Genomic DNA, 24,374 nt, shown 5'->3' with positions numbered 1-24,374 from the left:
TTTTTTAATTAAACCATGATTCACGGGCTTTCATAATGAGCTCACCTGCGGTCTTTTCATCAAGACCTTCGATATCTTGGATATCAAAGATGGCTTGTTCGGCAAGGTCGTCGACGGTGATGACGTCACGTTCGGCAAGCTTGTAGGCCCATGCTTGAGTCATGCCTTCAAGGTTTAGAAGCTCTTGGCTTGGCTCTTTAATATTTTGTTGTTTGACCAATTCATCGGCAATTACCGCCTCTTTGGCACGTTCTTGGATTGCGTCGATGGCGTCATCATCTAGCCCATCGATGTCGTAGAAAGTCTCAGCAGGGACATACGCAACTTCTTCAAGTGAGGTAAATCCAATATCCACCAAGGCTTGTGCCAAATCTTCATCGACTTCAAGACGTGTGTAGAATAGGTCGCGATACACTTTGGTTTCTGATTCTTGTTGTGCATTGTACTCGTCTTCGAGCATCATGTTAAGACGATAGCCTGTTAATTCTGATGCAAGGCGCACGTTTTGACCTTGTGAGCCAATCGCACGGGCCAACTGATCGTTAGTGGCAAAGATGATATCTGCAGTTTTGGTATCTTCATCAAGAATAATACGATCAACATCCGCAGGTTCCAAAGCGCTGATAATGTACTGCACCGCATCATCCGACCATACCACGACGTCGATACGCTCGCCCTCAAGCTCTTGTTGTACTGCTTGGATACGGGTGCCACGCATACCAATACAAGCACCGACAGGGTCGATACGATGATCATTGGTTTTGACTGAAATCTTAGCACGTAAGCCAGGTTGACGCGCAACATCACGAATTTCAATGATTTGCTCAGCAATTTCTGGTACTTCTTTTTGCATCAGTGCCGTTAGCATCTGTGGTGAGGTACGAGACAATACGAGCTGAGCACCACGGTTATCGCGATTGACTTGCTCTAAAATCGCATTGATACGACCTTTGATGCGCAGCTGCTCACGGGGCAACATTTTATCGCGTGGTAGATAGCCTTCGACATTATCGCCCAAATCAATGATATAACCATCGCGCGCCGGTTTTTTGACTTCACCCGTAATCATCTCGCCGATACGATGTTCAAACGCATCTGCCACCAGTGAACGTTCAGCTTCACGGATTTTTTGAATGATGACTTGTTTGGCTTGGGTAGCAGCAATACGACCAAATTCAATGGATTCGATTTGTTCTTCTTTGACGTCGCCGATTTTCCACTCGTTTTCATCCAAATCGCTAATCGCTAGTTGACAGGCAGGCATTTCATGATCTTCATCTGCCACTACTGTCCAATAACGGTAAGTGTCATAGTCACCTGTTTTGCGATTGATATGCACGCGAACGGCAACTTCAGGCTGCTCACTATAAACTTTCTTTTTGGTCGATACCACCAAGGCTTGCTCAATCGCTTCAAAAATATCTTCAGGATTTAAGCCTTTTTCATTACTGACGGTTTCAACGACCGTTAAAATTTCTCGATTCATGTAATCACCTATAATTTAAGTCATTCTAGACTTTATTCTTTAAAATCTTGCTTTTAGCTAGAAGAAAGTTAGCTAGAAGACATAGCGTAAAAAAGGCGTTAACCCCAAATTTAAAAGCTAAAATTGGTAGACCAAATTGGCTTTATCAATATTATCAAGCTCGATGGCTAAAAGTTGGTCATTGACTTGATCATTTTCAGTTTTGACCGTCAACTGGCGCTCGTCAATATTGACCAATTCGCCTGTTACTTTACGGCGCTTATCACTACCTTGTCCAATCGCATGAATCAATCGTAAACTGATTGTTTGCCCCACATAGTCATGCAGCTGCTCAGCAGAAAAAAACGCGCGGTCTAAACCAGGTGAAGACACCTCAAGTAGATACTCGCCTGCAATCGGGTCGTGTAAGTCTAACACACCACCGACTTGGTGGGTGACCGCAGCACAGTCTTCAATGGTGACTTGTTTGCCTTCGGCACGGTCTTCAGGTAGGGCTTCAATATAAATACGAAGAAGAGAGCGTCGACCTTGTGGTACAAACTCAATACCCCACAAGCTCACATCACAGGCAGTTACTGCTGGCTCAATGATTTGGGTCAGTTCAGCAACTTTCGTTGATAGTTTCATGATATCCTTTAGAGTTGATTATTAACATCTTTGTTGATTTTAAAAGCTAATTTTAAAAATTGGCACATTACTAAAACGCAACCGCTAATTTAGCAAAACTTAAGTTTTTTCGAAACCAACAGATACAAAAAAACCCACAAACTAATTGGTGGGCTTTTAAATCAATAAAAGTGTGTCTAAATTGATTTTTCTAGTAATGATACCAAAGCAATGCTACTAGAAAAGTGGTAGCGGGGGCTGGATTTGAACCAACGACCTTCGGGTTATGAGCCCGACGAGCTACCAGACTGCTCCACCCCGCAACAATTTAGAGAGCGTATTATAGAGTGAGATATTAACCTTGTCAATAGTTATTTAAAATTAATTTAGTTGGTGCGAATGGAGGGACTCGAACCCTCACACCTTGCGGCACTACCACCTCAAGGTAGCGTGTCTACCAATTCCACCACAATCGCAAAAAACCAAACTACTTTAACCAAGCTGTTTTTTAAATAACAACACTCTAAAATAGACGCTGTATTCTAGGTCAAAACTACCAATAACGCAACATTTTTTTTAATAACTTATTTGGCAGGTGTAGGGCTTGCAGGCGCAGTACTAGTCGCTAGGCTGGTATCAAGGGTACGACTAGATACTGATTGCTGTTTAGCAAATACTGCCAGTGTCATACTGGTGATAAAGAAAATTGCTGTTAAAACCGCCGTCAAGCGCGTCAGAAAATTGGCAGAGCCAGACGCACCAAATACGGTTGCTGAACCACCTGCACCAAATGACGCGCCGGCATCGGCACCTTTGCCATGTTGAACCAAAATCAGACCAATCATCGAAATCGCGACAATGATATGAACCACTAAAATTGCATTATACATACTTATCTCTACAAAACTTGATAGCACTGATGCCCAACAAGAACGCTGTCAGTGGCAAAAGTAAGAAATTTTAAATGGGTGATATTTTACCTTAAATTCGGGCAAATGCTTGAATAATTTGTGTAAAGCCAGTTGCGTCAAGTGATGCCCCGCCTACCAATACCCCATTTACATTTGGGCATTGGGCGATTTCTGCAGCATTATCCGCTTTCACGCTGCCGCCATACAATATCGGTGTGGTCGCTAAAGAGGCATCGATGTCTGTCAAGGTGGTGTTGATAAAAGCATGAATATTTTGTACTTCTTGTATGGTTGGGATTTTACCTGTACCAATCGCCCAAACGGGTTCATAAGCAATAATCAATCGCGATGCTAAGTTATTCAATTGGGCGTTTTCAGATTGGGTATTAGCAAATTCAGCGGCTAGTTGTTTAACTACCGTTAATTGTGCTGCTAGCACATCTTGGGTCTGATTTTGCTCATACTGGGCTTGTGTTTCACCGATACAAAAAACAACGGTTAAATCATGTGCAAAGGCATTGCGAATTTTTCGGATTAAACAAGCATCATCTTCATTAAAATATTGACGGCGTTCTGAATGTCCGACTAAAACATAATTTACTTGAGCGTCCTTGAGCTGAGCACCCGAAACTTCCCCAGTAAACGCGCCTTTATCGGCGTGTTGTGCACATAAGTTTTGCGCAGCTAGCCCGATGTTCAATGACCCATGTTGAATGGCTTGTTGCGTGGTCGATAAATGCATAAAACTCGGCGCAATAACCACGTTACAGCTTTGCAGTGCATCTGCAGGTAGCTGCTGCTGTAAATCGGTCATAAGGGCTGTGACAGTCAGCTGTGTGCTAGGATTCATTTTCCAATTAGCAATCACCCAAGAATTCTGCCAATTTGCTACATAATCAGATGCTTTCATAATGTCCCTGTCAATTGAGGTAAGTGGTTATCTACGAATTTGCAAAGTATAAATGTCAAGATAACATTAAAATATAAGTAACGCTATTTAACATATCATGATGTAAAACATCACCATTTAAAGATATCAAGATATGAAAATACGGGTATTTAAAATATCAGGCGTAAAATGGTAGGTATTATATAAGCAATTGCCGCGATTTGCCGAATAAATTATTGGGTTACGCAAGTAAGGTGTTTAAAGAAAGGATAAAGAAGGGATAATGTATCAAACAGTTTTATGAAGGTTGATAGATAGGGATAAAATGCGTTAAAAAAATATTTATCGTTGAATTCACGGATTTGTCGAGAATGATTTGTTAATATATAAATGAATAGTTTACACTAACAAACATTAGCCCATTTGAATAAATATTGAGTAAACGAGAGAAACGATGGCAGCATCCCTTCCTGGTTTTGGTGGCATTGCCTCGCGATTAGTGCATGAAGGACTAATTAGCGAAGCGGCAATGCAAAAAGTATTGGCAGAATCGCAGCAGCAAAAAATAAATTTAATCGCCTATGTGGTTGATAATAAGCTTGCGCAAGCTGACGCGGTAGCGTGGGTAATTTCGCGAGAATTTGGCGACCCACTCATTGATTTGGATGCCATCAATGTCAACTATATTCCAAAAGAAGCGGTTGATGAAAAAATTATTCGCGAATTTAATATTCTGCCGATTTTTCAACGAGGTAGCCGCTTATTTGTTGCCATGAGCGACCCGACGCGGGTAGATGCTTTAGATGCACTGCGGTTTGGTACAAGGTTTACCGTAGAAACAGTGGTTGCCGAACACCACAAAATCAAATCACTCATCGAAAAAATCTTTACTACCACTAATTTAGCTGATTTTGATGATATGGAAGCGGTGGAGTTTGATGAAACCCGCGCCGATGAAGACAGTAGTGCCACCAGTCATTTAGATATCAATGATGAAGCGCCTGTCGTCAAGTTCGTTAATGGGATGCTCATCAAAGCCATTACCATGGGCGCCTCAGACTTACACTTTGAACCCTATGAAAAATCTTATCGCGTGCGTTTTCGTATTGATGGCGTGTTACAAAAAATGGCAAATCCACCGACGCAGCTAGCGGGTAAAATTGCTGCCCGCTTGAAGGTCATGTCACAAATGGACATCTCTGAACGCCGCGTGCCGCAAGATGGTCGTATCAAATTAAAAATTTCCAAGGATAAGGCGATTGATTTTCGTGTCAACTCATTGCCAACCTTATTTGGTGAAAAAATCGTACTGCGTATTTTAGACCCATCATCAGCGATGCTTGGTATTGATGCACTCGGCTATGAGCCGGACCAAAAGCAGCTATTTATGGATGCGCTGGCAAAACCGCAAGGGATGTTATTGATTACCGGCCCTACTGGTTCGGGTAAAACCGTCTCCTTGTACACGGGTCTTAATATCTTAAACACAGTTGAGACCAATATTTCTACCGCAGAAGATCCCGTTGAAATTAACCTTGAAGGCATTAATCAGGTCAACGTGAACAATAAAGTTGGCTTGACCTTTGCCAGTGCGCTCAAATCATTCTTGCGTCAAGACCCTGATATTGTGATGGTCGGTGAGATTCGTGACTTGGAAACGGCGGAAATTGCTGTCAAAGCTGCCCAAACAGGGCATATGGTGCTGTCAACCTTGCATACCAACTCAGCGCCAGAAACCTTAACGCGTCTGCGGAATATGGGTGTGGCATCTTTTAACATTGCCACCTCAGTCAATTTGGTAATCGCACAGCGCTTAGCACGTCGCCTATGTAAATCCTGCAAAAAACCGACAGATGTACCAAAACATAGCTTGCTTGAAATGGGCTTTACTGAAGAAGATTTGGCAGATCCCAGCAATGTCATTTATGAGCCCGTTGGCTGCTCTGAATGCCGCGATGGCTATAAAGGACGTGTTGGTATTTATGAAGTGATGAAAGTAACACCAGAGATTGCCCGAATTATTATGGAAGACGGCAACGCTATTGAGATTAAAGACGCTGCTTTAAAGCAAGGGTTTAGGGATTTAAGGCGCTCAGGTATTTTAAAGGTTCTAAAAGGCACGACCAGTATCCAAGAGATGTATCGTGTTACTAGCGAATAGTGCGTTTTTCATCCGTCTTTATTTAAGATTAGTTCAGATAGTAAGGGGTTAAGGGTATGGCAAAAGTCCAAACAGAAATGTTATTAGACTTTGTCTATGATGGGGTGAATCGCCGTGGCGAGAAAGTTAAAGGCGAAACCACTAGCCGCAATATTGAGCTGGCAAAGGCGCAACTACGTAAGCAGGGCATCCAAGTCAAGACGATTAAGAAAAAACCTAAGCCTATTTTTCAAATGAAAAAAAGCATCAAGGCAATCGATATTGCTATCTTTGTGCGGCAGTTGGCTACGATGATGAAAGCGGGCGTCCCCCTTACTCAGTCGTTTGAGATCGTTGCAGATGCGCTCGATAACCCCTCGATGAAAGAGTTGGTGCTTAGTGTCAAGTCAGAAGTGGAATCAGGAAGCACCTTTGCTGCAGCGCTGCGCAAACATCCCAGATATTTTGATGACCTATTTTGTTCATTGGTAGAGGCAGGTGAGCAGTCGGGCGCGCTTGAAACTATGCTTGAGCGTGTCGCGACGTACAAAGAAAAAAGCGAGCTACTAAAAGCAAAAATTAAAAAAGCCTTGAAATACCCGATTGCGGTTATCGTGGTTGCGATTATCGTTACCATTATTTTGTTGGTCAAAGTGGTACCGGTGTTTGCTGATTTATTCAATTCATTTGGTGCAGAGTTACCCGCGTTTACCCGGATGGTAGTCAGTATGTCGGAGTGGATGCAAAAATGGTGGTGGTTATTGCTATTTAGCATTGCAGGCGCTGTTGTTGGCTTTTCTGAAGCTAAAAAACGTAGCAAGCCCTTTAATGATTTTTTAGACCGACTTACCTTAAAATTGCCAATCTTTGGCAATATTGCTTATCAAGCGGTGGTTGCGCGTTTTTCCCGTACTTTATCTACCACTTTTGCCGCAGGTGTGCCGCTGATTGATGCGTTAGATTCAACCGCTGGAGCAACCAATAATGTGGTGTTTTATAATGCCACGCAAAAAATTAAAGGCGATGTTGCGACGGGTCAACAGCTGCAGTTTTCGATGCGTTCTACCAATCTTTTTCCGAGTATGGCTATCCAAATGGTCGGTATTGGTGAGGAATCAGGTAGTCTAGAGGAGATGCTTGATAAAGTCGCGACTTATTATGAAAACGAAGTAGATAACGCCGTAGATGGGTTAACAAGCCTGATGGAACCGATGATTATGGCGGTTTTGGGGGTACTGGTAGGGGGTCTGGTGATTGCCATGTATCTACCAATCTTCCAAATGGGCTCGGTGGTGGGCTAGATACGATGGGGATTTTTTCAGATTTTATTTTGTTGTTACAACAGTCGCAATGGCTTACTTTGCTCATCGTATCAATCTTAGGCTTATGTGTGGGTAGTTTTTTAAATGTGGTGATTTATCGCACGCCTTTGATGATGGAGCAGCAGTGGAAGAACGAATGCCAGCTATTGCTCCATCCAGAAACCGTTATTGACAATCATGAATCCATTACCTTAAGCAGTCCTGCTTCTCGTTGCCCGCATTGTGGGCATTCAATACGTTGGTTTGAAAATATGCCTGTTGTTAGTTGGCTACTGTTAAAAGGAAAATGTAGTGAGTGTCATCACGCCATTGGTTATCGCTATCCGCTTGTGGAAATCATCACCGCTATTTTGTCTATGCTGGTGGTGATGAAATTTGGTGTTACTTGGCAAGCGCTGGCAGGATTAGCACTCACATGGACATTAGTTGCTTTAACAGGCATTGATTTTGATACCCAATTGTTACCTGACCGATTTACATTGCCGTTAGCGGGACTGGGCTTATTTGTCAATGCCTTTGGCTTATTTGTTAGCCCCACAGCGGCTATTTTCGGCTATGTGTTTGGGTTTTTATGCCTGTGGATTGTCTACCAATTGTTTTTGCTGATTACGGGCAAGCACGGGATGGGGCATGGCGATTTTAAATTATTAGCGGCTTTGGGGGCTTGGCTAGGGCCTTTGATGCTACCGTTAATTGTGCTTTTATCTGCGTTTGTCGGCTCGGTTGTGGGTGTGATATTGATGAAGCGCTCAGGTGAAAGCAAACCTTTTGCTTTTGGACCCTATATCGCGATTGCTGGCATGATCGCACTTTTGTATGGGCAATCAATAATGTCATGGTATCTAGGCAACATGTCATGAAGTCGTTTATGGGTCAATTATCCGTGAATCAAGGAGGGGTTGCGATGTTGGTAGTGGGACTTACAGGTGGCATCGGTAGTGGTAAATCACAAGTGAGCCGTTGGTTTGCTGAGCATGGAATTGTCATTATTGATGCCGATGTATTGGCACGTGACGTCGTTGCCAAAGATTCGCCAACGCTAAAAAAAATTGTCGCCAAATTTGGTGACTGGGTGATTGATGAGGCAGGTGAACTTAATCGCCGTGCCATGCGAGAGCATGTATTTGGCAGTGCGCAAGCGTTAATGGATTTGGAACAAATCACCCATCCTGCCATTCGCAGCCGTGCCAAAGAATTACTAGCAACTGCCCAGTCGCCCTATGTAATTTTGGTAGCACCCTTACTGTTAGAAGCCTCCGAAGCGGGATTAGCCAATCTGTGTGAGCGAGTCTTGGTGGTTGATAGTCATGAATCCTTGCAGATTGAGCGCGCCAGTCAACGCGATGGTCAAACACCTGAACGTATTCAAAATATCATGGCAAATCAACTGTCGCGTCATGACAGGCTCAGGCAAGCTGATGACATTGTCGACAACAATGGTAGCTTAGACGATTTGTATTTAAAACTTGAACAGTTGCACCAAAAATATTTGGCAATGGCAGGGGTTAATTAGCATTAACGATAAAAAGCCGTCTGATTAAGACGGCTGTTAAGATTGCGACAAGTTAAATTATGATTTTACCGATGAGCGTTGACGAATCGCGGTTAGCGTATCATCAACTAGTAAATCACCGTTCAAAAATACATCCTGCAACAAATTATTTTGCTCAGCAAGCTCATCTTCACGCAGCGTCATATAACTACCCTGACGTTTGACCAAGGCTAAACGCCCGCGTTTGCTGCGTTTGCTCACACTGGTAATTGGGTCTTTATACACGTCTCGCCAAAAACCGTCCACCCGTGCGCTGCTGGTCTTCATGGCAAAATTCAAGGTATCGCGGTTGACTTGTTGCAGTAGTCCGCCACCCATTCCAAAGGTGATATTATCACTACTAAATCCGGCTTTAATCACCGCATCAATTATTTTACCCATGCTGGTGGGATTAATACCATCCCCTTGGATGAGTCGCACATAACTAGGTAGTAATTTATAGCCTTTTGAGTTGGTGGTGGTGCCAAATTTTGCTGCAAGGCGCTGCAGGGCTTCACGCACCACTTTAATCGGATCGCCACTGTCAGGGCGAATAACTAACGTGCCGCCTGTTTGCGCTACTTTTTCTTTTAGCTCACCACCCCAGATATTATCAATGGCATTCCATAAGTCATAGCTATCACTCACCACCGCAAAGGTTTTACCTTCACCGCCAAATTTGGCAATCATATTGCCATAGGCATCCGCTTCATGCTCACGACCCCAAGTGGTCATGGTGCTATGTTCTGCTGCAGGAATGGAAAAAGCCGTCATGTCATTTTGCATACCATACCAACGATTGGCAGCCACAATCGCGCTTAAGGTATCCGTACCGGAAAAATTTACCAAGTGGGCAAGCGCGCCAAGCGCAGCTGATTCAAGGCTAGACACCCCACGTGCGCCAAAATCATGCAATTTAAACGGTAGATTATTTAAGTTATCGGCCGATTTTTCCAAGCCTGCTTTGATGATTTGTTTACAATAATAAGAAAGGCTTGCCACAGTGCTAGGATACCAAATAGCACGCAATAGTGTGGTCTCGATATAGCTCGTCAACCAGTAAAACTCAGGGTCGGTATTCACCACCTGACACAATACTTGACCCGTTGGTACCACCATGCCTTCTGGTATCGCTTGAATGCGCAGCGGTAATAGACCGCCATGTTTGGCGACTAATTGTCGCCAGCCTGCTTCATTAAACGGTACGCCATGAGCCGCAAGTAGCACTTTGGCTTCATCTATATCAGCATCGGTAATGGGTTTGGTAAGATACTGTTTTAAAAAAGCTTGTAGACCAAAAAATAGCACATTTTCAAAGTTACTATTGCCGCCACGCGCTTCAATATAGCTAGATACATACTCGGTGTTTGGCGGATATTGCAGCCAATGCGACGTCTTATAGCTATCGGTATTTAAAATAAAATTGTCAAAATTTTGACTAAACATCACAGAACTCCTCTGGTGATTGCTTGCGCAGGTTAAAACCAAACCGTCTATCAGTTTGGCGGGAAAAAATCAGAGACCGACCATTTTGCAAATAATGGCATAATGGTCTTCAAACAGTTTATCGGCTCTTAATTCAGCCAAGGGTAGCCAAAACGCTTTTTTGGCATCATCGCCACCTTTCACCGACGGTAAGCCTTTGGGGTCATTTTTGAGCATAAAGTAAAACGCTTGGGTGATGGTACGACCACGAGCCGAGCGATACGGGTCATCAAAGGTATGTTGACTATGGCGCGAACCGCGCAGAACCGCTTCAGGCACTTTTAACCGTGTCTCCTCACGTAGCTCACGAATACAGGCGTCAAATAGCGTCTCTTTAGGGTCAATAAAGCCACCAGGCAATGCCCATAGCCCTTGACCTGGCATACCACGACGCTCCACCAATAAAATGTGTCCTGATTGAATGACCACGGCATCAACCGTCATAAAGGTGGGTGGATAGGGGCTTGATTCCCATTGTTTTTTGTATTTATCGATGAAGCCAGCCTCATCGTGTAGGCGTTTAAATGCTTCGGTCTTTTTAAATGCCTTCATGACATCGGTTGTCGATTGCGGTACCGCGTCGGTTAGCGGATCGGCACCCAGCAAAAAGCCTTCGCGAATTGGCGTGGCAGATAATTCATGGAAATTGGGCACAGCCACTGACTGCCAATTTGGAAAAAGTGACAAGTAATATGATGAGCTGTCTTTTGAATGTCCAATTAGACCAATATTGGCGTTTAAATCGCCGGTAACCGACTTCACGCACTGCTGCACGTATTGAAGCCATTTTGTGTCATTGTATAAGGCATCATCCAAACCGACACAATGGATGCGTTTGGTATCTTTTTTGTCAAAGGCGCCCAAAATCATTTGGCTACGTGCTTCGACACTAAAGCTATTGCGGATACTACTTGGCAAATTGGCAGAGCCAATGAGCATAATCACATTTTCAGCAAGCTTTAATGCTTCATCGACAACCGATTTATGACCTAAATGAAACGGCTGAAAACGCCCGATAAATACCAAATAATCATATTGATAACCTTTTTTATTTTTGGGTGTGCTAAAACGCCCTTTATCCTCGGTAACGTCGTTTTTAGTAACCATGGTAGTGTCAGTAGTTCTATTTGGCATGACGCAAACTCCTTGCGAATGATAACGCACTCGGTCTATCCAATGGCGTTTTGGTGATAAAGTTCGGTGATAAAGCATGTTTTTTTAACTATCTTGCCTAAACTTTCCAGCCATGCCAAGTTATTTTTGGTTAAAGATAATGACTAGATTGAAGTTTTAGCTTGACTAAAAAATATTGTGACGACCCTTGATAAGCCAAAAAACCATCCCCAATAAAACCCGAGTAAATTACTCAAGTTTATGCTAAAATATGGGTAAAAATTGATGACAAGCTAGGGTGACATATGAGCGATACAGAAAAAACCACAAATATCAAAATTACTGATTCAGCGCAAGGGTATCTGACTGAGTTGTTGGCAAAACAAAATACTGACGGCATCGGCGTACGTATTTTTGTCGAACATCCCGGCACGCCGCGAGCAGAATGTTGTATGTCATATAGCCAGCCAGATGAACACAATCCTGATGATTTAAAATTGGATTATGAGACATTCACCGCTTATATAGATACCCCGTCTATTCCTTATCTTGAAGATGCGGTGATTGATTACAATAAAGACCGTTTTGGTGGGCAATTGACATTCCGTGCGCCCAACTCAAAAGTGCCAAAATTGGGTGAAAACGCGAGCCTAGAGGAGCGTATCAATTACGTGCTGTCTTCAGAAATCAATCCAAATCTAGCGGCGCATGGGGGTAACGTGCAATTGGTGGATTTGGTACATGAAGAAGGGGTTGGTATCACCGCCGTGCTCAAATTTGGCGGCGGCTGTCAAGGCTGCTCTGCAGTTGATATGACGCTAAAACAAGGGGTTGAAGTCTCGCTAAAGCAGCAAATACCAGAATTAACCCAAGTGATTGATGAGACCGACCATACCTATACTGCCAATGCGTTTTATAAGTAAGGTGAAGTCATTAGCAAGTTATAATTAACTGAAAAAAGGGCGTTGCAGAACGTCCTTTTTTGTTAAATTTTAACAATAAAAAACCCAGTGTTACACTGGGTTTTGTTTTGAAGCATCTTTGAAGCATTGGCTTAGTCGCGGTCTTCAACTGCCACAAAATCACGCTGGGTGTAGCCAGTATATAATTGACGTGGACGACCGATTTTGTAAGGTGCAGCGTGCATTTCTAACCAGTGGCTGATCCAACCAGAAGTACGTGCTAACGCAAAGATTACGGTAAACATAGAGGTTGGAATACCGATGGCTTTTAGAATGATACCTGAGTAGAAGTCAACATTTGGATATAGGTTACGCTCTTTAAAGTACGGGTCATTCAAGGCGATTTGTTCAAGCTTCATCGCAAGTTCAAGTTGTGGATCTTTGATACCAAGCTCGCCCAATACTTCGTCACAAGTTTCTTTCATCACTTTGGCGCGTGGGTCAAAGTTTTTATAAACACGGTGACCAAAGCCCATCAATTTCACTTCTTTACGTTTTACTTTTTCCATGAATTCATCAACATTGTCTACGCTGCCGATTTCATCAAGCATTTTAAGTACAGCTTCGTTGGCACCACCGTGCGCAGGTCCCCATAGAGCCGCAATACCTGCCGCGATACAAGCGTATGGATTAGCGCCCGTAGAACCTGCTAGACGTACAGTTGACGTCGAAGCATTTTGTTCGTGGTCAGCATGTAAGGTAAAGATTTTGTCCATCGCTTTTGCAAGGATTGGATTGACTTTATAGTTAACATCCGCTGGGGTTGCAAACATCATGTGTAAGAAATTTTCAGCGTAGTTTAAATCATTACGCGGATACATGAATGGTTGACCATTGCTATATTTGTAGCACATTGCGGCAATAGTAGGCACTTTGGCAATCAAGCGAATCGCAGTGATTTCACGATGGTCTTGTTTGCTCACATCAAGATTATTGTGGTAGAACGCAGATAACGCACCCATCACACCAACCATAATCGCCATCGGATGAGCGTCACGGCGGAAACCTTCAAAGAAACGACGTAATTGGTCATTTACCATTGAATGTTTACGAACTTTTTCGTAAAAGTCAGCTTTTTGCTCAGCATTGGGTAATTCACCATGAATGAGTGCATACGCAACTTCTAAGTATTCTGCTTTATCAGCTAATTGGTCAATTGGGTAACCACGGTGTAATAAGATACCTTTGTCACCATCAATGAAGGTGATTTTTGATTCAGTGGAAGCGGTTGACATGAAACCTGGATCGTATGTCCAAAAACCAGCTTGGGGTACTGCCTTAATATCGAGTACAGGATCGCCTAATGTTCCTTCAATGATAGGAAGCTCATAGTCCTGGCCATTGACGTGCAAGGTTGCAATATTGTCTTTCTCTGACATAAAATCCTCTCAGACGTGTAAAAAAAGAAGACCTATACTTGCTCAAATACATTGGTGCAATGACAAGGATAGGTGACTGCCCAGCCACACAGAGACGTGCAGGGCGACTTTATTAATAGCGAAAAAATAGCGAAAACCCAAAACTAAAACATATCTATATTAACAGCATTTTTGCCAAAAATGAAAGTAAATTTACGCCTTACGCGTACAAACAGTTAGTTATAATTAACAGGAGTTAGCTAAAACTATGCTCTCTGCTACTGACAGTCTTTCAACCATTGATGCGGTTAAATATCTAGATAGGTAAGTAGCAAAACGCTGAATTTTATCTAATTATTTCTGAATTTTAAGGGTGTGCTACAGGGGTTTGATAAAAGATGGTTTTTTTTCTGTTTTTGTTTGTATTTGTAATCAAAGACTCTTATAATTATAAAAATTTTACTGGTGGCTAGCTTTGTATTATTAATATTTGCTAAACATAATTTACTTTTTAGGTTTGTAATTTAACAAAATTAAAAAGTAAATTGTGGGTGGCTTTTTGTCGATTATTAGTTGGTAATTTATTAGTTTTTAATTGTGAGATACGATTAGGTTTGCGGCTAATAACTATCTATTATTTAAATAATCCAAAGTACGCTAGCTATTCCTTATCTTCGATTTACCTGTTTTTTGACAGGCTATGTGATTCATCAAATCCTGCAAGTGATTTGAAGTTCGTGCTTGATATTTTGGATATTGGCATAGCGATAACACAGGTAAGTTATAACTGCGAATAAAGGATGCCCGCTGTGAAAAGCAACCGACCGATTGACCTTCCTTTAAGCCAAGTAATTAATGTTAATTCAAAAAACCCAATTGCTTTGGCTTCAATTACCCACCGTGTTTCTGGTGTGGTGCTATTTCTCCTAATTCCTGTGATGTTATGGATTTTTCAAACGTCGCTTGCCAGTGCTGAAGGCTTTGCAGATATTTTCACCAACCCATTGGTGAAGTTTTTGGCTTGGATCTTTGTGGCTGCATTAGGCTACCATTTTGTGATGGGTTTCAAACATTTATTTGCCGACATGGGCATGAATGAAGAATTAAACAGTGGTCGCACTGCGACATTCATTGGCTTTGTACTTGCAGCGCTTTGGGTTGTGGGTTCATTTGTATGGGTGATGTTCTAATGAAAAGTGCAACAGGTTTAACAGGCTCAGGCTCTCGCGATTGGGTGGTACAACGTATTAGTGCGGTTGTATTGGCAGTTTATTCATTGGTGATGTTGGGCTGGTTCTTAACCCACCAACCAACGTTTGAATTATGGCAAGGCTTTATGCTAAGCCTACCGATGCGCTTATTTACGCTATTGATGATACTAGCATTAGTGGGTCATGCGTGGGTAGGGATGTGGACTGTATTAACAGACTACGTTAAGTCAAATGGTTTACGTTTTGTGCTGCAATCTGCCATGATTCTTGCAGTCCTGGTTTATTTATTTTGGGGCGTGATGATTTTCTTCTAAACATCCTGTTAGATAAATTTTGTTAACGTATTTATCGATTTTGACATCCATGGCTTTTAAGCATTTATGGGGATAAAATCGAACCATCATTTAGGAAATTAAAGCAATGGCAACAAAACAAGACAACACCATTAGCAATATTCAAACCTTAACCTTCGATGCGGTTATCGTTGGCGGCGGTGGCTCTGGTATGCGTGCGTCGTTACAATTGGCGCGTGGCGGTATGAATGTTGCAGTATTAACCAAAGTGTTCCCAACGCGTTCTCACACGGTCGCTGCGCAAGGTGGTATTGGCGCAAGTTTGGGTAACATGAGTGATGATAACTGGCATTTTCACTTTTATGACACCATCAAAGGTTCTGACTGGTTAGGTGACCAAGACGCCATCGAGTATATGTGCCGTGAAGCACCAAAAGTAGTCTATGAACTTGAGCATATGGGTATGCCATTTGACCGTAACGCAGATGGTACGATTTATCAGCGTCCATTCGGTGGTCATACTGCCAACTACGGTGAAAAAGCGGTGCAACGTGCGTGTGCGGCAGCTGACCGTACAGGGCATGCGTTATTGCATACGCTATATCAAAAAAATCTTGAGCAAGGCACAGAGTTTTTTATCGAGTGGATTGCGCTTGACTTGGTCAAAGATAGCAAAGGCGACATTAACGGGGTTATCGCGCTAGAGCAAGAAACAGGTCGTGTCGCGGTATTCCAAGCAAAAACAACTGTCCTAGCAACGGGTGGTGCAGGTCGTATTTTCGCTGCGTCTACTAATGCCTTTATTAATACCGGTGACGGTCTAGGTATGGCAGTGCGTGCCGGTATTCCACTACAAGATATGGAATTTTGGCAATTTCACCCAACAGGCGTCGCAGGTGCGGGCGTATTATTGACCGAAGGTTGTCGTGGCGAAGGTGCGTTACTTCGCAATAAAGATGGCGAAGCCTTTATGGAGCGTTATGCACCAACCCTAAAAGATTTGGCACCGCGTGACTTTGTATCACGTTCAATGGACCAAGAGATCAAAGAAGGTCGTGGTTGTGGTCCACAGGGCGATTACGTGGTACTTGATATGACGCACTTAGGTGTGGATACCATCATGAAGCGTTTACCATCGGTTTATGAAATTGGTAAAAACTTCGCGAATGTTGACATTACCAAAGAGCCAATCCCAGTTGTACCGACTATCCATTACCAAATGGGCGGTATCCCAACCAATATTCATGGTCAAGTTGTCATGCCAGATCTTGAAGCCGGTACCGATGCTGATGGTCTATATGCCGAGCAAAAAATCGTGAAAGGCTTATATGCAATCGGCGAATGTTCATGTGTATCGGTGCACGGCGCCAACCGTCTAGGTACAAACTCACTACTAGACTTGGTAGTATTTGGTCGTGCAGCGGGTCAACATATCATTGATGAATTCCATGCCGCTGACCGTCATGACTATGAGCCATTATCACCGCGTGTTCTTGACAAAACCTTGGCGCGTTTGAATGTGTTACAGCAATCTACGCAAGGCCTCAATGCGCAAGATGTGGCTGACGAAATCCGCCGTATCATGCAGCAACATGCGGGTGTTTTCCGTACCCAAGCGTCAATGAATGAAGGTGTACAAAAAATCTTGGCACTTGAAAGTAAGGTCAATAGTCTTCACCTAGCTGATAAATCACAAGTGTTTAATACCGCCCGTATTGAAGCGCTTGAAGTGGCGAATCTCTATGAAGTTGCCAAAGCGACAATGATTTCAGCTTCCCTGCGTCAAGAATGTCGTGGCGCGCACACCGTCGTTGACTACGAACGTGCGGCAGATGATGCGTATGCCCCGCTTGGTCGTAATGACCACGAATGGATGAAACATACCCTTTGGTTCTCTGAAGGTAACCGTGTTATCTACAAACCTGTTCGTAAGAGCCCACTGACTGTAGACTATGTTGAGCCAAAAGTACGTACATTCTAATTAATATTTTTTGGTCTTTGCAAACTAGTGTGAAGACCCTATAAACCAATACCATAAACGTGTGGAGTTTAGCATTATGAGCAGAGGTACTCGCACCATCGAGATTTTCCGCTACGATCCAGATAAAGACGCAGCACCCCGTATGCAGACATACCAAATTGAGCTTTTAGACTCTGACCGTATGTTATTAGACGTACTTGTCCGTTTGAAAAAAATGGACGAAACCATCAGTTTCCGCCGTTCGTGCCGTGAAGGTATTTGTGGCTCTGACGGTATGAACATCAATGGTAAAAACGGTCTATCATGTCTTATCAACATGAACACGCTGCCACAAAAAATTACTTTACGCCCGCTACCTGGTTTACCTGTCGTGCGCGACTTAGTGGTAGATATGAACCAATTCTATGAGCAGTATGAAAAAGTTCATCCGTACTTGATTAATGACCAGCCAGCACCACCGACTGAACGTCTACAATCACCTGAAGACCGCGAAAAGTTAAACGGGCTATATGAATGTATTTTATGTGCGTGTTGTTCAACCAGCTGTCCATCATTCTGGTGGAACCCAGATAAGTTCTTAGGTCCATCTGCGTTGTTGAATGGTTACCGCTTTGTGGCAGATAGCCGTGATACTAACACACAAGAGCGTTTAGCACGTTTGGATGACCCATTTAGCTTGTTCCGCTGCCGTGGCATCATGAACTGTGTGTCAGTTTGTCCAAAAGGCTTGAATCCTACTAAAGCGATTGGTCACTTACGTAACATGCTGTTAGACCAAGCAGGTTAGTACCAAAGTTTGGTGACAAAAAAGCTCTGTATCGACAGGGCTTTTTTTATTGGGATGTGATAAATTCATTGTAACTGGCTATCTATTAATGAAAGTAATAAATCATATCCCAATATCATAATATTTTTTATATCTTTTCAGCCTAATGAATGAGATAAATTATCATGAATTTTGTATAATATACGATAGGTATCTATAGGGAATATTCATTTAGGTTTTCTAAGGAAGGAGAAAACTAACTTTCACATTACTCTTCTTTTACTGCCATTTGATAGCCATTTATCCACACGCCAAGCCGCGTGAATCGCTATATTTAGTAAATGAATGGTAACTATTACCTTAACAAAATTTTTTGTTAATTATAAAAATGCTAGGCTATTCCCTAAAATTTTTATTTCCACCTTTAAATACTACAGTAGAAAGAATCATGGCTAACCAAAACCAAACTTCTGTCTCATCTGCTCAGTTTACCGAACTGTCAGCAGATAACGCAGTCTATCTTGAATCACTCTATGAACAGTATCTTCAAGATCCACAAAGCGTTGATGAAAAATACATTCCTTATTTTGCGCAGTTTGCCAAAGATGATGATAAAAACGCCCTTCACCATACTATCCAAGACCAATTTTTGCTATTAGCTCGCAATACCACTGCCCACAAAGTTACCGGTCAATCAGCTGCAGGCGCTGTCAGCCCTTCTGAAATTCGCGAATTTGCGGACAACCAAATGGGCGTGCAAAAACTGATTACCAGTTACCGCCGTCGTGGTCATCGTATTGCTAATCTAGATCCTTTAGGACTGATGCCACGTCCAGAAGTTGAAGAATTGACTTTGGCGTATTATGGTCTTTCTGAAGCGGATTTAGACACTGTTTATCCGGTCAGTGACCTAAATATTGGTAAAGATAAAGCCACACTGCGTGAAATCATCCAAGTGTTAGAGCGAGTTTATTGTAGCAGCATTGGTGCAGAATATTTCCATGTGACCACTGCCAAAGAAAAACGCTGGATTGAAAAATACCTAGAGCAAAATCTTGGCTATGTGAAATTTGACAACGAAAAACGTAAATCTATCCTTGAGCGTTTGACAGCAGCGGAAGGATTAGAAAAATACTTAGCGCGTAAATATACCGGTGTGAAACGTTTTGGTCTTGAGGGTGGTGAAAGCTTTATCCCGATGGTCAATGAGATAATTCAGCGTGCGGGTGAAAACGGTACCAAAGAAATGGTTATCGGTATGGCACACCGTGGGCGTTTAAATTTATTAGTGAATATCTTAGGTAAAAACCCTAAAGATTTGTTTGATGAGTTTGATGGTAAAAAACAACCGACCGTGGGTTCAGGTGACGTAAAATACCACAATGGTTATTCATCTAACGTAATGACACCGGGCGGCGAAGCACACTTAGCCTTGGCATTTAACCCCTCGCATCTTGAGATTGTATCGCCTGTATTGATTGGTTCAGTGCGTGCCCGCCAAGTACGCCGTCAAGATAAAACCGGTGATGCCGTTTTGCCAATCGTGGTACACGGTGACGCTGCGTTCGCCGGTCAAGGTGTCAACCAAGAAACTTTCCAAATGTCACAAACCCGTGCGTATTCAACAGGTGGTACGCTGCATATTATTATCAATAACCAAGTCGGTTTTACCACCAGCCGCTTAGAAGATGCGCGTTCAACTGAATACTGTACCGATATTGCTAAAATGGTACACGCACCGATTTTTCATGTAAACGGTGACGATCCAGAAGCGGTAGTATTTATGGCGCAGCTTGCCCACGACTATCGCCAAACTTTCCATAAAGATATCGTGATTGATATGTACTGTTACCGTCGTAACGGTCACAATGAAGCGGATGAGCCTTCCGCCACTCAGCCACTTATGTATTCGGTCATCAAAAAACTGCCAAGTACTCGTGAGCTATTTGCCAATAAATTGGTTGCCGAAGGCATTATTAGCAAAGCTGAAAGTGTGGCTTTTGAAGATGACTACCGTGAGTCGCTCGATAAAGGCGAATATGTTGCTAGCGCCCTGGTGCGTGAGCCAAATAAAACGCTGTATGTAGATTGGACACCTTATATTGGTCATAAGCTTGAAGACAATTGGGATACGGGCGTTGATATCAATCAATTAAAAGCTTATGGTGAAAAAATGGCGCAAATGCCAGAAGGCTATGAGCTACAACGCCAAGTGCAAAAAGTGGTTGAGCAGCGCAAAGCCATGCAAACCGGCCAAGAGCCATTGAACTGGGGCGCGGCAGAAACCTTGGCTTATGCGTCACTGGTCGAAGAAGGCTACCCTGTGCGTATCACGGGTGAAGACGTGGGACGTGGTACTTTCTCACATCGCCATTCAGAATTGTTCAACATGAAAGACGGCAGTATGTATGTACCGCTTGCCAACATGAGCCCTAACCAAGCACGCTTTGACACCTTTAACTCATTGTTGTCAGAAGAAGCGGTATTGGCGTTTGAATATGGTTACGCAACGACAGTACCCAATGCGCTAGTGATTTGGGAAGCGCAGTTTGGTGACTTTGCCAATGGCGCACAAGTAGTTATTGACCAATTTATTTCTTCAGGTGAAACCAAATGGCAACGTCTATGTGGTCTGACCATGCTGTTACCACACGGCTATGAAGGTCAAGGCCCTGAGCACTCATCAGCGCGCCTAGAGCGTTACTTACAGCTATGTGCTGAAGACAACATGCAAGTGATGACCCCAACTACACCTGCACAGATTTTCCACGCCTTGCGTCGTCAAGTGGTTCGCCCAGCGCGTAAACCGCTGATTGTGATGTCACCAAAATCACTGCTACGTCATAAATTGGCAGTGTCAACGCTTGAAGAGCTTGCGCAAGGTCAGTTCCAAACCGTGATTCCAGAGATTGACCAACTTGATAATAACCAAGTGACGCGTTTAGTGTTGTGTGGCGGTAAAGTATATTATGACTTGCTTGAAAAACGTCGTGAATTGGGTCTCAACCATGTAGCGATTGTGCGTATCGAGCAGCTTTATCCATTACCTGAAGCACGTATTTTGGAAGAAGTGGCAAAATATCCAAACCTTGAAGGTATTGTCTGGACACAAGAAGAGCCACGTAACCAAGGTGCTTGGTACTATCTAGCACCGCACTTATTCCGTTTGATTGCACCACCAAAACCCGCGACTCGTCCGACTAAAGCCTACTTGCTTGAGCCAGTGGCTCGTCCTTCATCGGCGGCACCGGCGGCAGGTTCGATGCAAATGCACGTTGCCCAGCAACAAAAAGTTATCAACGAAGCATTGGGTTTGCCAAAGAATGAAGATTCAACCGAAGATAAGCTAGAAGCTAAAGCGGAAATCGCAGAAAAACAAGCGACTGACTAAGCGTTTTAAAGGATTAGTACCTAATAGATGCGTACTAATCCTTCTTGGTTTTTGGTATAGGCAATTGTGCCGAGTGCTAAGACAACAATGAATTTAACCCATTAAAAATGAAAGAATGTGAAATTAACTAGGAGTTTTCCATGAGTGAGATCAAAGTCCCCGTATTCCCAGAGTCCGTTGCTGACGGTACAATTGTTGCTTGGAATTTTAATGAAGGCGACCAAGTAAGCCGTGACGCTGTATTGTGTGAAATCGAAACCGATAAAGTTGTGATGGAAGTGGTGGCACAAGCTGACGGCGTGCTTAGCAAAATTCTTAAACAAGTTGATGACACAGTGCTTTCTGCTGAAGTCATCGGTGAGCTGACTGAAGGCGCAACCGCGGCTGCACCAGCAAGCCAACCTACTGAAACACAAGCACCGGCTGCCCAAGCTGAAGCCGCGCCTGCAGCTGCACAGCAAACGCCTACCGCTCAAGCAACTGCTGAAGCAGATTATAAAGACCAAAGCCCAGCAGTTCGTAAAGCCGCGAATACCACAGGCGTCAATCCTGCAGACGTTGAAGGTTCAGGCCGTGGCGGCCGTGTGACCAAAGAAGACATGGCAAACCCAACCTTAAAAGCCAACAATGCAATTAAAGCAGACAACGGTCAAGTGGTTGCCAATGCAATCGGTCAACGTGCAGACAAACGTGTGCCAATGACACGTTTACGCGCCCGTGTTGCTGAGCGTCTGTTAGCCGCTACCCAAGAAACTGCAATGTTGACCACGTTTAACGAAGTGAACATGAAACCTATCATGGACTTACGTGGTGAGTTCAAAGAGCGTTTTGAAAAACGTCACGGTGTAAAACTAGGCTTCATGTCATTGTTTGTAAAAGCTGCCACGGAAGCGTTAAAACGTTTCCCAGCGGTAAATGCCTCTATTGATGGTAGCGATATCGTTTATCATGGTTATTATGATGTAGGTGTTGCGGTATCGAGCGACCGTGGTCTTGTGGTTCCGGTATTACGTGACACTGACCAAATGGGTATGGCAGATATCGAACGTGCAATTGGTAACTATGCGTCAAAAGCGCGTGAAGGCAAATTAGGTATTGAAGACATGACGGGTGGTACTTTCACCATTACCAATGGTGGGGTATTTGGCTCATTGATGTCAACCCCAATCATCAATCCACCACAAACAGCGATTTTGGGTATGCATGCTACAAAAGAACGCCCAATGGCAGTGAACGGTGAAGTGGTAATTCTACCAATGATGTACCTAGCACTTTCATATGACCATCGCCTAATTGACGGTAAAGAAGCGGTACAATTCTTGGTCACTATCAAAGAATTGGTTGAAAACCCAGCGATGCTACTTCTCGATTTATAATGAAAAAAGCCTGTATTGGCAAAGGTTGATACAGGCTTTTTTGTTTAACAACTTTAACAATAACAATTCAAATTTTTGGTGAAGATTATGAAAGAAAGCTATGATTTGGTAATTATCGGTGGTGGCCCTGGTGGCTATGAAGCAGCTATCCGTGCAGGCCAATTAGGTATGAGTGTGGCTTGTATCGAAAAACGTATTAATAAAGGTGAGCCAGCGTTAGGCGGTACCTGTTTGAACGTCGGTTGTATTCCTTCAAAAGCATTACTAGACAGCTCACATCGCTATGAGGCAACTAAGCATGACTTAGCCGACCACGGTATCACCACAGGTGAGGTGGCGATTGACATCAGCAAAATGTTAAGTCGTAAAGACGCTATCGTTAAACAATTAACCGGTGGTGTGGCTGCGTTATTAAAAGGTAATGGTGCTGACTGGCTACAAGGTACAGGTAAATTACTTGATGGTAAAGGTGCGGATAAACAAGTTGAATTTACCCCATTAGATGGTTCTGCGCCTACCACTATTACCGCTAAAAATGTAATTTTAGCCTCTGGTTCTGTGCCCATTGATATCCCTGTTGCCCCGATTGATAACGAATATATCGTTGATTCAACCGGTGCGTTAGACTTTACCGAAGTGCCTGCGCGTTTAGGCGTCATTGGTGGTGGTGTGATTGGTCTTGAACTAGGTTCGGTATGGCGTCGTTTAGGTAGTGAAGTCGTAGTATTTGAAGCCATGCCAGAATTTTTAGCAGCGGCGGACAAAGCCGTGAGCAAAGAAGCGGCAAAACTACTAAAAGCCCAAGGCATGGATATCCGTATTGATACCAAAGTCACTCAAGCTCAAGTAGAAAATGGTCAGGTACTTGTATCGTTTGACGCAAAAGGTCAAGCAGGACAAGAAACCTTCGATAAACTCATCGTTTGTGTGGGTCGCCGTGCTTATAAAGAAAACCTACTTGGCGAAAATTCAGGGGTAGAGCTTACTGAACGCGGTTTGGTAGCGGTAAATGACTTCTGTCAAACCAACCTTGATGGCGTATATGCAATCGGTGACTTGGTGCGTGGTCCAATGCTAGCGCACAAAGCGATGGAAGAAGGCATGATGGCAGTTGAACGTATTCATGGTGAAAAAGTTCAAGTCAATTATGACACCATTATTAGCGTGATTTACACACACCCAGAAATTGCATGGGTAGGCTTGACTGAAGAACAAGCCAAAGAGCAAGGTCATGAAGTCAAAACAGGTCAATTTAGCCTAGCTGCCAATGGCCGCGCGTTAGCCGCTGGTGAAGGCCAAGGCTTCATCAAAGTGGTTGCCGATGCCAAAACTGACCGTTTACTGGGTATGCATGTCGTGTCAGCGGGTGCGGGTGATATCGTTCATCAAGGCATGATTGCGATGGAATTCGTATCAAGTATTGAAGACTTGCAATTGATGACGTTTGCTCACCCAACCATTTCTGAAGCAGTACACGAGGCGGTGCTGTCAGCGGATGGTCGCGCGATTCATGCGATTCAACGTAAGCGCAAATAACCTAGTTCACAAGCAAC

The 24,374-nt window shown here is 43.4% G+C and carries 19 protein-coding genes and 2 tRNA genes; 12 read left to right on the top strand and 9 right to left on the bottom strand.

What is annotated here, in order from left to right:
• Positions 1-4: 4 nt before the first annotated feature.
• The 6 genes from nusA to tpiA form a co-directional block, all read right to left on the bottom strand.
• On the bottom strand, positions 5-1,486 hold the full coding sequence (gene nusA, locus RTS10_RS10280) for a transcription termination factor NusA (RefSeq protein WP_007115082.1): 1,482 nt from the start codon (positions 1,484-1,486) through the stop codon (positions 5-7).
• 117 nt (positions 1,487-1,603) lie between these two features.
• Positions 1,604-2,113: a ribosome maturation factor RimP gene (gene rimP / locus RTS10_RS10275; RefSeq protein ID WP_007115081.1), complete on the bottom strand. Its 510-nt coding sequence runs from the start codon at positions 2,111-2,113 to the stop codon at positions 1,604-1,606.
• Between the two features lie 225 nt (positions 2,114-2,338).
• Positions 2,339-2,415, bottom strand: a tRNA-Met gene (locus tag RTS10_RS10270).
• A 68-nt stretch (positions 2,416-2,483) separates the two neighbouring features.
• A tRNA-Leu gene (locus RTS10_RS10265) sits at positions 2,484-2,568 on the bottom strand.
• Between the two features lie 108 nt (positions 2,569-2,676).
• The gene (secG, locus tag RTS10_RS10260; protein WP_076775866.1) at positions 2,677-2,982 is read right to left on the bottom strand and encodes a preprotein translocase subunit SecG; all 306 of its coding nucleotides are present in this window, start codon (positions 2,980-2,982) and stop codon (positions 2,677-2,679) included.
• Positions 2,983-3,073: 91 nt separating this feature from the next.
• Complete coding sequence (gene tpiA, locus RTS10_RS10255; protein ID WP_219331957.1) at positions 3,074-3,913, bottom strand: triose-phosphate isomerase; 840 nt, start codon at positions 3,911-3,913, stop codon at positions 3,074-3,076.
• Between the two features lie 433 nt (positions 3,914-4,346).
• Between tpiA and pilB the strand changes: the two genes are divergently transcribed.
• Genes pilB through coaE form a run of 4 tightly spaced genes read left to right on the top strand, consistent with a single transcriptional unit; the run spans position 4,347 to position 8,867 of the window.
• Positions 4,347-6,053: a type IV-A pilus assembly ATPase PilB gene (gene pilB, locus RTS10_RS10250; RefSeq protein ID WP_312540211.1), complete on the top strand. Its 1,707-nt coding sequence runs from the start codon at positions 4,347-4,349 to the stop codon at positions 6,051-6,053.
• 56 nt (positions 6,054-6,109) lie between these two features.
• Positions 6,110-7,333, top strand: a complete 1,224-nt coding sequence (locus RTS10_RS10245) for a type II secretion system F family protein (protein ID WP_050324877.1) — start codon at positions 6,110-6,112, stop codon at positions 7,331-7,333.
• A gap of 5 nt (positions 7,334-7,338) precedes the next feature.
• Complete coding sequence (locus tag RTS10_RS10240; protein WP_312540210.1) at positions 7,339-8,214, top strand: prepilin peptidase; 876 nt, start codon at positions 7,339-7,341, stop codon at positions 8,212-8,214.
• Positions 8,211-8,867, top strand: coding sequence for a dephospho-CoA kinase (gene coaE, locus RTS10_RS10235; RefSeq protein WP_257619709.1), 657 nt, complete (start codon positions 8,211-8,213; stop codon positions 8,865-8,867). Before RTS10_RS10240 ends, coaE begins: the two co-directional genes overlap by 4 nt.
• 57 nt (positions 8,868-8,924) lie before the next feature.
• On the opposite strand, the gene RTS10_RS10230 is transcribed toward coaE, so the two are convergent.
• A complete protein-coding gene (locus RTS10_RS10230; RefSeq protein WP_219331961.1) occupies positions 8,925-10,331 on the bottom strand; it encodes a nicotinate phosphoribosyltransferase in 1,407 nt (468 codons plus the stop codon).
• 69 nt (positions 10,332-10,400) lie between these two features.
• Positions 10,401-11,504: a bifunctional nicotinamide-nucleotide adenylyltransferase/Nudix hydroxylase gene (locus RTS10_RS10225; protein WP_219331962.1), complete on the bottom strand. Its 1,104-nt coding sequence runs from the start codon at positions 11,502-11,504 to the stop codon at positions 10,401-10,403.
• A gap of 284 nt (positions 11,505-11,788) precedes the next feature.
• On the opposite strand from RTS10_RS10225, the gene nfuA reads away from it, so the two are divergent.
• A complete protein-coding gene (gene nfuA / locus RTS10_RS10220) occupies positions 11,789-12,406 on the top strand; it encodes a Fe-S biogenesis protein NfuA (RefSeq protein WP_036594945.1) in 618 nt (205 codons plus the stop codon).
• A 131-nt stretch (positions 12,407-12,537) separates the two neighbouring features.
• Here nfuA and gltA read toward each other — a convergent pair whose 3' ends face one another.
• A complete protein-coding gene (gltA, locus tag RTS10_RS10215) occupies positions 12,538-13,824 on the bottom strand; it encodes a citrate synthase (protein WP_219331963.1) in 1,287 nt (428 codons plus the stop codon).
• A 779-nt stretch (positions 13,825-14,603) separates the two neighbouring features.
• Between gltA and sdhC the strand changes: the two genes are divergently transcribed.
• From sdhC to lpdA, 7 genes are all read left to right on the top strand, one after another.
• On the top strand, positions 14,604-14,993 hold the full coding sequence (sdhC, locus tag RTS10_RS10210) for a succinate dehydrogenase, cytochrome b556 subunit (RefSeq protein ID WP_071586266.1): 390 nt from the start codon (positions 14,604-14,606) through the stop codon (positions 14,991-14,993).
• A complete protein-coding gene (gene sdhD, locus RTS10_RS10205; RefSeq protein WP_036594948.1) occupies positions 14,993-15,328 on the top strand; it encodes a succinate dehydrogenase, hydrophobic membrane anchor protein in 336 nt (111 codons plus the stop codon). The genes sdhC and sdhD overlap by 1 nt, the downstream gene beginning before the upstream one ends.
• Before the next feature lie 97 nt (positions 15,329-15,425).
• On the top strand, positions 15,426-17,288 hold the full coding sequence (gene sdhA, locus RTS10_RS10200) for a succinate dehydrogenase flavoprotein subunit (protein WP_312540229.1): 1,863 nt from the start codon (positions 15,426-15,428) through the stop codon (positions 17,286-17,288).
• 76 nt (positions 17,289-17,364) lie between these two features.
• Positions 17,365-18,075 carry a succinate dehydrogenase iron-sulfur subunit gene (locus RTS10_RS10195; RefSeq protein ID WP_312540208.1) on the top strand — a complete coding sequence of 237 codons (711 nt, stop codon included), beginning with the start codon at positions 17,365-17,367 and terminating at the stop codon, positions 18,073-18,075.
• 427 nt (positions 18,076-18,502) lie between these two features.
• Positions 18,503-21,445: a 2-oxoglutarate dehydrogenase E1 component gene (locus RTS10_RS10190; RefSeq protein ID WP_312540206.1), complete on the top strand. Its 2,943-nt coding sequence runs from the start codon at positions 18,503-18,505 to the stop codon at positions 21,443-21,445.
• A 140-nt stretch (positions 21,446-21,585) separates the two neighbouring features.
• Positions 21,586-22,821, top strand: coding sequence for a 2-oxoglutarate dehydrogenase complex dihydrolipoyllysine-residue succinyltransferase (odhB, locus tag RTS10_RS10185; RefSeq protein ID WP_312540204.1), 1,236 nt, complete (start codon positions 21,586-21,588; stop codon positions 22,819-22,821).
• 87 nt (positions 22,822-22,908) lie between these two features.
• Positions 22,909-24,357, top strand: a complete 1,449-nt coding sequence (gene lpdA, locus RTS10_RS10180; protein WP_007115063.1) for a dihydrolipoyl dehydrogenase — start codon at positions 22,909-22,911, stop codon at positions 24,355-24,357.
• The last annotated feature ends 17 nt before the right edge of the window (positions 24,358-24,374 follow it).

This window comes from Moraxella sp. CTOTU47616, from assembly GCF_032017465.1.
GTDB lineage: Bacteria > Pseudomonadota > Gammaproteobacteria > Pseudomonadales > Moraxellaceae > Faucicola > Faucicola tetraodonis.
Note: the sequence above shows the minus strand (reverse complement) of the source record. Positions and strands in the feature narration are given on the sequence as shown.